11 protein-coding genes and 1 pseudogene are annotated in these 12,031 nt (G+C 42.1%); 7 read left to right on the forward strand and 5 right to left on the reverse strand.

Annotation, left to right across the window (positions count from 1 at the left end; genetic code table 11):
* The first annotated feature begins 370 nt into the window (after positions 1–370).
* Positions 371–904 (forward strand): PEP-CTERM sorting domain-containing protein, encoded by a 534-nt coding sequence (locus IM509_RS12210; protein WP_072923440.1) that lies wholly within the window; start codon positions 371–373, stop codon positions 902–904.
* 916 nt (positions 905–1,820) lie between these two features.
* Here IM509_RS12210 and IM509_RS12215 read toward each other — a convergent pair.
* Complete coding sequence (locus IM509_RS12215; protein WP_272079471.1) at positions 1,821–2,291, reverse strand: DUF29 domain-containing protein; 471 nt, start codon at positions 2,289–2,291, stop codon at positions 1,821–1,823.
* A gap of 280 nt (positions 2,292–2,571) precedes the next feature.
* On the opposite strand from IM509_RS12215, the gene IM509_RS12220 reads away from it, so the two are divergent.
* The 3 genes from IM509_RS12220 to recN all read left to right on the forward strand — a co-directional run bounded on the left by IM509_RS12220 (position 2,572) and on the right by recN (position 6,361).
* Entirely contained in the window at positions 2,572–3,630 is a 1,059-nt protein-coding gene (locus tag IM509_RS12220; protein WP_052277728.1) for a hypothetical protein, read from the forward strand.
* A 78-nt stretch (positions 3,631–3,708) separates the two neighbouring features.
* Complete coding sequence (gene rppA, locus IM509_RS12225; protein WP_185237279.1) at positions 3,709–4,389, forward strand: two-component system response regulator RppA; 681 nt, start codon at positions 3,709–3,711, stop codon at positions 4,387–4,389.
* Positions 4,390–4,633: 244 nt separating this feature from the next.
* Positions 4,634–6,361, forward strand: a complete 1,728-nt coding sequence (recN, locus tag IM509_RS12230) for a DNA repair protein RecN (RefSeq protein WP_052277729.1) — start codon at positions 4,634–4,636, stop codon at positions 6,359–6,361.
* A gap of 3 nt (positions 6,362–6,364) precedes the next feature.
* Here recN and IM509_RS12235 read toward each other — a convergent pair whose 3' ends face one another.
* A complete protein-coding gene (locus IM509_RS12235; RefSeq protein ID WP_052277730.1) occupies positions 6,365–7,006 on the reverse strand; it encodes a Uma2 family endonuclease in 642 nt (213 codons plus the stop codon).
* Positions 7,007–7,030: 24 nt separating this feature from the next.
* Entirely contained in the window at positions 7,031–7,672 is a 642-nt protein-coding gene (locus IM509_RS12240; RefSeq protein ID WP_185237869.1) for a Uma2 family endonuclease, read from the reverse strand.
* A gap of 121 nt (positions 7,673–7,793) precedes the next feature.
* Between IM509_RS12240 and IM509_RS12245 the strand changes: the two genes are divergently transcribed.
* On the forward strand, positions 7,794–8,951 hold the full coding sequence (locus IM509_RS12245; protein WP_185237868.1) for an NAD(P)/FAD-dependent oxidoreductase: 1,158 nt from the start codon (positions 7,794–7,796) through the stop codon (positions 8,949–8,951).
* Positions 8,952–9,194: 243 nt separating this feature from the next.
* Here the strand turns inward: IM509_RS12245 and IM509_RS12250 are convergent, their stop codons facing one another.
* Entirely contained in the window at positions 9,195–9,470 is a 276-nt protein-coding gene (locus tag IM509_RS12250; protein WP_002768833.1) for a hypothetical protein, read from the reverse strand.
* Between the two features lie 325 nt (positions 9,471–9,795).
* Between IM509_RS12250 and cysS the strand changes: the two genes are divergently transcribed.
* Entirely contained in the window at positions 9,796–11,238 is a 1,443-nt protein-coding gene (gene cysS / locus IM509_RS12255) for a cysteine--tRNA ligase (protein ID WP_185237867.1), read from the forward strand.
* Here the strand turns inward: cysS and IM509_RS12260 are convergent.
* Positions 11,221–11,913: pseudogene (locus IM509_RS12260) on the reverse strand (glycine betaine ABC transporter substrate-binding protein); the annotation flags it as partial. The gene cysS and the pseudogene IM509_RS12260 sit on opposite strands and share 18 nt — an antisense overlap.
* A 72-nt stretch (positions 11,914–11,985) precedes the next feature.
* On the opposite strand from IM509_RS12260, the gene IM509_RS24100 reads away from it, so the two are divergent.
* Positions 11,986–12,031 (forward strand): helix-turn-helix domain-containing protein (locus IM509_RS24100; RefSeq protein WP_353737710.1); only part of this gene is annotated, 46 nt, incomplete at its 3' end.

Genomic DNA, 12,031 nt, shown 5'->3' on the forward strand with positions numbered 1-12,031 from the left:
TTCGAGTAGATTTGCAGGCGAATGAGTGGAAAGAACCACTCCAGACACAGAGGACACAAAGATCGATCGCTACTATATAAGTTACACTGATCACACAAAGAATAAGAGAACCAACCATTTACTTATCTATAGCGGTTCTCGCATCTGTGCGGCACACTTAAATCTTTGCTGATTAAGCTGTTCAGGATCGGGAATGTACCTCTTGTGAATCAGAAACGCTATATATAGATATGATCGTAATATTTCTATAAAAAATCCTCTTGAAAAATATTTTGATCAACCTTAACTTTAAGGGGTACATTAATTTATTTTTAGGGCCATGGCCACCAAATCGCCAAAATTATTCGAGTCATTGCGGTCATAGACCGCAATGACTGTCACTACTGTTAGCCTCACTCTAGCCGCTGCTTCTGGTGCTAGTGCCGCAACAGTGTTCGGTTTCCAAGACGCTTACGATCCCATTAACTGGACATTTGCCAATAGTAATGCCGACGGGTTCGTCGATACCGGCGGCGCTCCTGCTTCCATTAGCCTGACTGGGGGGAACAATGGTTCTAACAGTTTTGGAACCACAGACTACACCACCACTGCGGCTGCGGCTGGGACGGTGACGTTTGATTGGAACTATTCGTCTGCTGATGATCCTACCTGGGATGGCTTCGGCTATCTGCTCAACGGCAGCTTCTCCTTCCTGACTAATAGTCCAAGTAACGGGACATCGACGTTTAACGTCCTAGCTGGCGACAGTTTCGGTTTCCGTGTTTACACTCTTGACAACATTTTTGGACCCGGTAGTGTGACGATTTCTAATTTTTCGGCTCCGATTCCCGAACCCTCAACTGTGCTGAGTTTGCTGGTGCTAGGAGGCTTAGGCGCTGGACTGAAGTACCTTAAGCGCAATTGATATCCCAAAAAACAGGGGGACAGGAGTTGAATTCTCCTCCTGGTACCCAACTTGTTCGGGTGTTGACTGTCTAAATTACTCGTTAATACCATTTTTCTTTATTTGTGTCACAACGAATGCAGGCCTGGCAAGCATTCGAGCCTGGATGTCTGTCATGGATTTAGAAATTTGGTATAAGACTGTCTATGAGCGCCGGAGCAGGGAGAAGGACTCTGACCATTTGTACTAAACTTCTTAACCTACACAATTCTGGCTTTAAGTCAATAGCCTTTACAAAACTTAAAAAATTGTCACATAAAAAAATTTCGCCACTGGCGGCTTTTTTTGGGCAAGAGAATCGATATAGTCCCCTGATTGCCTTGGTTTTGCGTTGATTTGAGATTTAATGCTTAAACTAAGCCCACAGCATACCACGATCATACCAGATTAATAAATGTAGGCAACCCCGATTTACAGCCAAATTTTGGCAAATTCTGGGAAAATAAAAATCTTGTAACTTACTTTTTACATTTAACTGATTGGTCAAAATATTTAAATATTTTAATTACTTACCTTAAATTTATAATTTTTACTTATTTTTTGCAGGCTGATTAACTAGGGTTGGGCAAAAAAGCTTGTAAGCTATGCTAGAACGCATTTTAACCACCTACCCTTAAATTAGCTCAATCTCCCTCAATCCCTTTACCGTTGCCTCTTGCCTATCCTAACCAAGAAATTAATTTTGCACGACTACTTATGAATTAAGTAAGTAGTCATAATTAAATTGAAGATAGATTTTGCCTCTGATCCCCCCTGCCCCCCTTGATAAGGGGGGTGCCGATCCCACCTGCCCCCCTTGATAAGGGGGGTGCCGATAGGCGGGGAGATCCTCCTTAATAAGGGGGGTGTCTGACAACTTTTAACACCTACCTACTTATCAGGCATAGAAATCTTCGTCAAGAATTTGTTCTAAGGAAAAAGGGCAGTCTAAGGGATAGGCTTCCTCTGGAGGAATCGCAATTCCCAAGTCAGCCAATTTACTTTCCTTGATGGCAATTTTACGACCTTTAGGATAGGTTTTATCGATGGCGATTGCTAGATGAGATTTCAAAGAAGGGGTGTTTTCTAGTAAGGCGATAACTCTTTCCCTGTGTTCGACAATGGAGCTATACCAGCTAGATTTCATGCTTTCAGGGACAGATGATTGTACTTTTAATTTCAGTAAATGAGCCAGCAAAATCATTAAATTTCCTTCTAGGGCATTTTTATCTGATTTACCCAATTCTTTCAACTCCTCAACTAAATGAGATACATCTAATGCCTGAAAATCTCCTTGTTCTAACTGACCTATTGTTGTTATCAGCCATAATTGAAAATCTTGTTCATAGAGTTCTGATTTAGTTGTCATGATGGCTTCGATAATAGTTAATCTAGATTGGATCATACTCTATTTTGCAGATTTCGGATGTTTCTAGCGGTAAATATTAAGTAGCTGGTTATAATTAAATTAAAAATGGATTTTAGGTTCGATCCCCCCTGCCCCCCTTGATAAGGGGGGTATCTGATAATTTTTAACGCCTACCTACTTAAGTTTTATTACAGGATTTGACATTTGCACCTATGCCCTATTCCCTTATCATTAGGATAAGCGGTTAAAATACATCTTAGCTTAAGGACTAGAGAATATTATGAGACTAGAAAGAGAAGATTTTGATTGGGCGGTACAACAAAACCTAATTACTGCCAGCCAAGCTGAAAATTTATGGGCGGCTTTTATATCCCGTTATCCCCATGAAGATGAAGTTAATCGCCCTCGCTTTAATTTTGCTAATGTAGCCTATTATTTTGGGGCATTAATTGTTATCTCTGCCCTGGGGTGGTTTATGAACGAAGCTTGGGAGAGTTTCGGTGGTGCAGGACTATTTTTTATCGCCCTGTTTTATGCAATTTGTTTTATTTTCACCGGTAAAAATCTCTATTTTCAGCAAAATCTCAAAATCCCCGGCGGCCTTTTATTTACCATGGCAGTGGCAATGACTCCCTTAGCAATCTATGGTTTACAACGCTGGACAGGATACTGGCAAGCCGGATATCCAGGCATCTATCGAGATTTCCATACATGGATTAAAGGCAGTTGGTTTTTAATGGAATTAGGCACGATTATCGCAGGATTAATAACTTTAAGATTTGTTAAATTTCCCTTTTTAACTGCACCGATCGCTTTTAGTCTGTGGTATATGTCAATGGATTTAACTCCTTTACTATTTGGAGAGGACGAATATACATGGAGAATGCGACTGTGGGTATCCTTTTGGTTTGGAATTGCCTGTTTAATAACTGCCTATTTAATTGATGTACGTCAGCGTCGCAGTCGGGGAGATTTTGCTTTTTGGCTATACCTATTCGGATTGATTATGTTTTGGTTTAGTCTATCTCTCCTAATCGATGATAATGAAGCACAACGATTTTTGTACTGTCTAATTAACTTGGGATTGATGTTATTATCCATCCTACTAAAAAGAAGATTATTTGTGGTTTTCGGAGGTATCGGAGTATTTGCCTATCTTTCCTATCTCTCCTATCGTATCTTTGCCGATTCAATTTTCTTTCCCTTTGCCCTAACCGTCCTAGGACTTGGTATTATCTATATGGGAGTTTTGTATCAGCGTCATTACCCAACCTTAGCTAGATTTATTGAAAGTTATATCCCTCTCGAATGGCGCAATTTATTACCCAAAGATAGATAATTAGGAGAAATGGGGAAATGGGGAGATTCAACTAAAAACCCCAAAACCCCAACACCCGACACCATCTTTTTTACTTTTATGAAAATACTTATCGTTGACGATGAACACGAATTAACCGAACCCTTAGAACAAATTCTTGATCAAGAAGGCTATGAAGTGGATATTGCTGATAATGGTCGGACGGGGTTAGAATTGGCACGAGAGAATAATTATGACCTCTTAATTCTCGATTGGATGTTACCCCAGCAATCTGGATTACAAATCTGTCAATATTTACGGGATCAGGGGGACACCACTCCAGTTTTATTTCTAACCGCTAAGGATACCATAGACGATCGAGTGGCGGGATTAGATGCCGGTGCTGATGATTATTTAGTCAAACCCTTTCAACTGCGAGAATTATTAGCGAGAGTCCGCGCTTTATTGCGTCGTTCTCCCAATTTTGAAGCTAGTAATAGCAGTAAATTAAAATGTGCTGATTTAGAACTCGATAGCGAAAATCAAGTGGCCTATCGTCATGGTCGCACGATTAGTTTATCAGCAAAAGAAGTACAATTATTGACTTTATTTATGACCCATTCGGGTCAACTTCTCACCCATGAACAAATTTATCAGCATCTCTGGTCAGAAGGAGAGCAACCTAATAGTAATGTGGTTGCTGCCCTGATGCGCTTGCTGCGTCGTAAAATCGAAGCGGACGGAGAAACACCTCTAATTAATACTGTCTATGGGAAGGGCTACCGTTTCGGGGAAAATTAGGGAATGCTGAAGGATAATGAGAATAAGTAGCTGGTTATAATTAAATTAAAAATGGATTTTAGGTTCGATCCCCCCTGCCCCCCCTTAATAAGGGGGGTGCCGATCCCCCCTTAGTCCCCCCTTAATCCCCCCTTGATAAGGGGGTGCCGATCCCCCCTTAGTCCCCCCTTGATAAGGGGGGTGTCTAATAATTTTTAACGCCTACCTACTTAGCAACTGATTACTGATTACTGATTACTGATATATGTTATCCTGCCTACGAATTGAAAATTTTACCCTCATCGATCGCTTAGAATTAACTTTCGGCAGCGGATTAAATGTACTGACCGGTGAGACGGGGGCAGGAAAATCGATTATATTAGATGCGATCGATATTGTTCTCGGTGGTAAAGTCAATCATCGCGTCATCCGTCAGGGAAGCCAACAATCAACCCTAGAAGCGACTTTTTCTCTGACTCCAGAATTAATTGTTTGGCTAGAAAGTCAGGAAATTGACCCATTAGAGGATAATAGTCTGACCATCAGCCGGGAATTAGTGATTACTAATAATTCCTTGCGTTCTCGTTCTCGGATTAACGGAGTCGTCGCTAATCGCCAACAAATGGCGCAAATAAGAGATTTTTTGGTAGAAATCACCGCCCAAGGTCAAACAGTTCAGTTAATGGACGCTAATCGACAGAGGGAATTATTAGATCTCTACGGGGGTGAATCGCTGCTGCGGCAGCGGGAAAAAGTAGCCACAGCCTACCTTAACTGGCAAGAAAGCAAGAATAGTTTAAATAAGAGGTTGCAATCGGAACAAAATCGCCTACAAAGATTAGATTTACTAGAATATCAACTAAAAGAACTAGAATCAGCTAATTTAACTGACGCTGACGAGTTGGAACAGTTGGAACAGGAAAGAAACCGACTCTCCCACGGTGTCGATTTGCAAAATTCCAGCTATCAAGTCTATCAACTACTCTACCAAAACGATCGCGATCAACCGGCCGTCGCCGATTTGTTAGGAAAAGCTGAAAATATCTTGACAAATATGATGGTTTATGATAGTAGTTTAGAGCCAATTTTAGAGATGGTGCGATCGGCATTAAATCAGGTGGTGGAAGCGGGACAGGAAATCAACGTTTATGGGGATAGTCTAGAGGCAGATCCCGAGAGATTGAACGAGATAGAAGAGAGAATTGTCCAACTTAAGCGCATTTGTCGCAAATATGGCCCAAGTTTAGCCGAAGCGCTCGATTATTATCAGAAATTACAGCAGGAATTAGCGGAGTTGACGGGAGAAGGACAATCGATTGAGGAATTAGAAAAAATTTGTCAGCAACAGGAAAAAATCTATCGAGAAACTAGCACTCAGTTGACCTTTTTGCGACAAGAAACCGCTAGTCAACTAGAAAAACAATTGGTACAGGAATTAAAACCTTTAGCCATGGAAAAGGTGATTTTTGTCTGTCGGATTGCTCCGGGTAATCCTAGCAGTCTGGGAGTCGATCAAGTGGGATTTTATTTTAGTCCCAATCCGGGGGAAAAAATCCAACCTTTATCCAGTACCGCTTCTGGAGGAGAAATGAGTCGTTTTCTCCTAGCTTTAAAGTCCTGTTTTTCCCAATCCCAATCGGCAGCTGCAACCCTGATTTTTGACGAAATCGATGCGGGAGTATCGGGAAAAGTTGCCCAAGCAATTGCCGATAAATTAGATCAATTAGGTCAACAATATCAAGTTTTGTGCGTTACCCATCAACCTTTAGTGGCTGCTTTAGCTGATCACCATTTTCGAGTTTATAAACAAATGATTGCCGAAGATAATCCCACTAATCTCTCGGAAATTCGCACGGTTGTCCGGGTTACTTCTCTTGATAATCGTCAGACGAGAAGGGAAGAATTGGCACAATTAACGGGAGGAAATTCGGCAGCAGATGCCATCGCTTTTGCCGAGTCTTTATTGGAGAAAGCGGCTGCCAAAAAACAGTAAGATTTAACCTTGAAATTGACTGATTAACCAACGTCCCACCTGACTTTGATCTCTGGTGCGTGCCTGTTGTAAAGCTGACTCTAAAACCGCAAGTTTTAAATTAGGTAAAACCTTTGATATATCAATTCTTTTGCTACCTTGATCGATTATTTCAAAAGCGAATATTTGGGGATAATCGACGTTAACACTCCAATATTCACTAACTCCTAATTCTTCATAGAGTAAGCGTTTATTGCCTAGGTCATCATTGAGGGTAGATTTTGAGATTTCAATGACTAAATCTGGTGGGGGATACTGATTTAAATCAATAATCGAAGTACCGTAGGGAATCAGATTAGCTTTGTCGGCAAAATAATAAGATATATCCGGTTGAACTTCTCGATAACCAGACTTGCGAAAACTGCAATTATCTTTGGCATTAAAGGCCAAATTTTTTAGGGTGGCATAGAGACTAACAGCGAAGAGCAAAATAGCATGATCGCTGGCATGATCGTTACCAATAGGACTCATTTCTAATCGATAATAGCCATTGTAATAATAACTTTTTCCTTGATTTTCTGGGAAGTTTTTAATTGCTTCTAAGTATTCTTCCCAACTAGCTTTAATCCATAAATCTGTCGAGATAGTAGTTTCTAGCTGTTGCATAATATTAGCCTCGATTTTATGGATTTAACCTTGAAATTGACTGATTAACCAACGTCCCACCTGACTTTGATCCTTGCTGCGTGCCTGTTGTAAAGCTGACTCTAAAACCGCAAGTTTTAAATTAGGTAAAACCTTTGATATATCAATTCTTTTGCTACCTCGATCGATTATTTCAAAAGCAAATATTTGAGGATCATCTACCTTAACACTCCAGTATTCACTAACCCCTAATTCTTCGTAGAGTAAGCGTTTATTGCCTAAGTCATCATTAAGGGTAGATTTTGAGATTTCAATGACTAAATCTGGTGGGGGATACTGATTTAAATCAATAATCGAAGTCCCATTTGGTATCAGATTCGCTTTCTCTCCTAGATAGTAAGATATATCGGGCTGCACTTCTCTAATTCCTCTTTTGCGATAGGAACAAGTGGGGAGTCCTTGAAAAGGAATTTCTTTGAGGATAGCGTAGAGACTCACCCCCAAAAAGACAACGTGATGATCTCTAGCGTGTTCAAATCCAATAGGAGTCATTTCTAATCGATAATAGCCATTGTAATAATAACTTTTTCCTTGATTTTCTGGGAAGTTGTTAATCGCTTCTAGGTATTCTTCCCAACTAGCTTTAATCCATGAGTCAGTTATCCCCCTAGTTTCTATCTGTTGCATAGTTATCTGATCCCGCTTTGAACTTTTTCTCTAATTATAGCAACTATTGCTCAAATCAGAACCAGGGAACTGAGCAAGTATAATGATAGAATGGATTAATTGAGAAAAAATAAGCCCAATTATGACCACAACTTATGATTATATAATTATCGGTGGTGGTATCACCGGTTCCGCCTTAAGTTATGAACTAGCTAACCTAGGCAGTCGAGTCCTCTTATTAGAAAAAGAAACCCATCCCCTCAACGCCACTTTCTACAGTTACGGGGGTTTAGCCTATTGGTCGGCTACCACAGAAATCCAGAGAAAATTATATCAAGAAGGTCGAGAAATTCAGCGCAATTTATCCCAGGAATTGGGCATAGATAATGAATACCGGGACATAGAGTTAATTCTCACCGTTAACCCTGAAGATGACCCAGCCACTGTGGCCGAAAAATTTGCTATCTTTGCTATTACCCCCGAAATTCTCGATCCGCAAGCAGCGATCGCTTTAGAACCTCTATTAAATCCCGCAGCTATCTCCGGAGTTTTACGACTGCCCCACGGTCACATCAACGCCGAAAAAACTAATCTTGCCTATCAACAAGCTTTTCTGCGTCTGGGAGGCAAGATTATTCGGGAAGCTGTCATCGAATTAATTGAAACTGCATCGAGAATTACCGGCGTAAAAACTCCTAAAAATAATTATTATGCTGGGGAAACTATCGTCTGTGCGGGGGGATTAACCCGGTCTTTACTGCAAAAATCCGGTATTACTGCTCCCGTCTATTTTACCCATGCCCAGGTGATCAAAATTCCCCCCACTGAGATCAAATTAAACACCCTAGTTATGCCCGCAATTGCTGCCAGATTGCTATTAGAGCAAAAAATCACCCAACTAGAAAAGCAGGGCATTTGGCAGAGAGAAACCCCAGAAATAATTGCCAGTGTTTTAGAAACGGGGGCGGTACAATTCCGGGATCAAAGCCTTTATCTAGGGCAAATTAGCGCCATTATCACCGATCCAGATGCGATTTTAAACCCTCTGGCCGGGGAAAAAGCAATCCGCACCGCCGTGGGGACATTGCTGCCCTCTTTAGCCTCTCTCCCCGGCAGCTGTCATCATTGCCTAGTGGCCTTTGCTCCCTCGGGACGGCCTCTAGTGGGAGAGATCGCCGATAAAGTGGGATTGCAGGTATTTTCTGGCTTTACCAGTACACTTGTATCTGCTCCGCCCCTGGCCCGACGTTTTGCGCGTCATCTGCTGGGGGAAAATGACGAGATAATTAGGGTTTGCTGAAAAAGTTTTTCGTGGGGACAGGGTGTGGGGTGTAGGTTTTTACCCATTTTCATCTGGTAAATTACCTAATTTTCAGGGAAAAAGTCCCGGAATTTTCCCCCCGATCCCTCCCAGATCTGGGACTTTTTGATTGACCAAAAGTCTAAAAGTCTTACCCAACAAGGTTTTTAGATTTATTTAGCAAACCCTAATTGCTAATTGACAAAAGTTAAGAGAGAAATTAACTGATGGTTGCCATTAATCCTAATCGACTTTTTCCAACTGCCAAAGAATTTGGTTTCCCTCCCGTCTGACCCGGGAGATTACCCAATTTCGCCACGGCCAATGGTCGCCTCGACTGGTAACGGCCCCTGGATTAATATCCATTAAATCGGCCACTTCGGCGCTGGTAATCAAATAACCGCGATTGGCCACTTCATCGGCAATGCGTAGGGTTTCGATGAGATTTCTTAGCTGGTCAACTCTTTCTCCCCGGGGTAATTGGATTTCATCGCCAGCGCTATTAGGTGGTTCATTCATAGTTAGGGTCTGGTCAAAGTTTATTAACAATTAAAAATTGTCGGTTGAGGCAAACAATCAAGCTTTCCTCTCGTTATTCTATCGATTCTATCAATAATAGTTGTCATCAAAACAGTCCTATCTTCTCGAATCTTACCGTCACATCTTTACTAAAACCCCAAAAACCCCTTGACAAAAAACACAAAATATAGTAAGTAAATCAGGGAAAGTGGTTAGCGGTCACTGATAACTGATCACTGATAACTGATAACTGATCACTGATAACTGAAAATAACTGCTATAAAATTGGACTAGCCTTTTTCCCCAGAAAAAAATTTCTCCATCCATGACCTTAATCCTCTACAACACCCTCAGTCGTCGCGAAGAACCCTTTACCCCCCTCATCCCCGGCATTGTCTCCATGTATTGCTGCGGCATTACCGTCTATGATTATTGCCATTTGGGTCATGCGCGTACCTGTGTGGTTTGGGATGTGGTGCGGCGTTATTTGGAGTATCTCGGCTATCAAGTGCGCTATATTCAGAATTTCACCGATATTGACGATAAAATTCTCAATCGGGCTAAAAATGAACATACCACCATGGCAGCCGTAGCCGAGAAATTTATCGAGGCCTACTTTGAGGATATGGCAAAATTAGGAGTCAGACCGGCGGACGCTTATCCCCGGGCCACTCATACCCTCGACGGGATCAAGCGCCTAGTCTATGAATTAGAACAAAAAGGCTATGCTTACCCCAGCGATGGCGATGTTTACTATTCCGTCCGTCGTTTTTCTGATTATGGCAAACTATCAGGGCGAAAACTGGATGATCTGCAAGCCGGGGCCAGCGGCCGGGTAGAAACCGACGACCCGGAAGCAATTAAAAAACAAGACCCCTTTGATTTTGCCCTCTGGAAGGGGGCAAAACCGGGGGAACCTAGTTGGGATTCTCCCTGGGGCCAAGGTCGTCCGGGGTGGCATATTGAATGTTCGGCCATGGTCAAAGAACAATTGGGAGAAACTATCGACATTCATGTGGGGGGAAGTGATCTGATTTTTCCCCACCACGAAAACGAAATTGCCCAAAGTGAAGCGGCTACGGGTAAACCTCTGGCCCACTATTGGTTACATAATGGCATGGTTAAGGTGGCCGGGGAAAAAATGTCGAAATCCCTCGGTAATTTCATCACTATTCGCGAGTTATTGGCAAAATATGACCCCTTAGCCGTAAGATTATTAATTTTAGGCGCCCAATACCGCAAACCGATCGATTTTTCCGATGAGGGATTGCAGGCGGCCACTAATGGCTGGCATACTTTACAAGAGGGTTTATCCTTTGGTTATAAGCATCTTCCGCCCGATAATCCCGCAATTACTGACCAAGAGCTAGAAAATCGCTTTCAAGAGGCGGTAAATCACGATTTTAACTTTGCCGGTGGTTTAGCGGTGTTATTTGAAATCGCTAAGGAATTACGCAAGGAAGGTAATAATTTAACCCATGCGGGTAATACGGACAGTAATCTGGCCGAATTAGCGGTAAAATGGCATACTTTGGTGAAATTGTCTAGGGTTTTGGGTCTAGAAATTGCCGCCGACCAGAGGGAAACCCCTGTTTCTGAGGGAATTAGTGCAGCGGAAATCGAAAATCTCATCCAACAACGGACAGAGGCGAAAAAAGCGAAAAATTACGCCGAAAGCGATCGCATTCGCGCAGAATTAAAAGCCCAAGGCATTACTTTAATCGACCAACCCGGGGGAGTGACTAAATGGTTAAGAGAGGGAGACTAGAAATTCTTTAACCACTTCCTCCACCCTGCGATCGCGTCCATCCACCTGATAGTTTAATTTCTGCATAGCTGTGGAGGTAATTTTGCCGGTGAGTTTCGCTAAAACCTGTCGCAATTGCGGATATTTTTGCAAACTATCCAGGTTAAAAATCGGTACCGCTTCGTAGGGAGGAAAATAGCGTTGATCATCTTCTAGGATGACTAAATCTAGCACGGGAATTAAGCCATCGGTGGAATTTCCCGCCACTAAATCCACTTGTTTTTCGGCTAAAGCGCGGTACATTAACCCTAAATCCATCACTTTCGGGGGTCCGGCAAAATTTAGGCCGTAGGTCTTCGCTAATCCCTTGTAACCGTCTTCCCTTTCCAAAAATTCATAACCAAAACCCGCTTGCCAATTGGGTGTATATTTAGCAACTTGCGAGAGAGTTTTCAGATTGTATTGACTGGCGGTTTCTCCCCGGATAACAATGGCGAAAGTATTCTCAAATCCTAAACTGGGAAACACTTCTAGATTAAATTTTTCCGGATAAATCTCTTGCAGCTTTTCAGAGACTAATCGGGCATCGTTAAGGGGTTTTTCTTGCAAAATTCCCGTGAAAGCCGTGCCAGAATACTCCACATAACCGTCGATTTTACCCGCTTTCACCGCTTCATCGAAAATTTGGGTCTGAAACCCCGTCGTTCTACGACGGCTTTACTGTTAAATATGAGCATCGTTTACGAAATATATGCTAAAATGTGAGACATGGAAAAAGCCTACTCGTTTCGATTTTACCCCACACCAACACAAG

This window comes from Microcystis sp. M31BS1 (assembly GCF_020245285.1).
Taxonomy (GTDB): Bacteria; Cyanobacteriota; Cyanobacteriia; order Cyanobacteriales; family Microcystaceae; genus Microcystis; species Microcystis panniformis.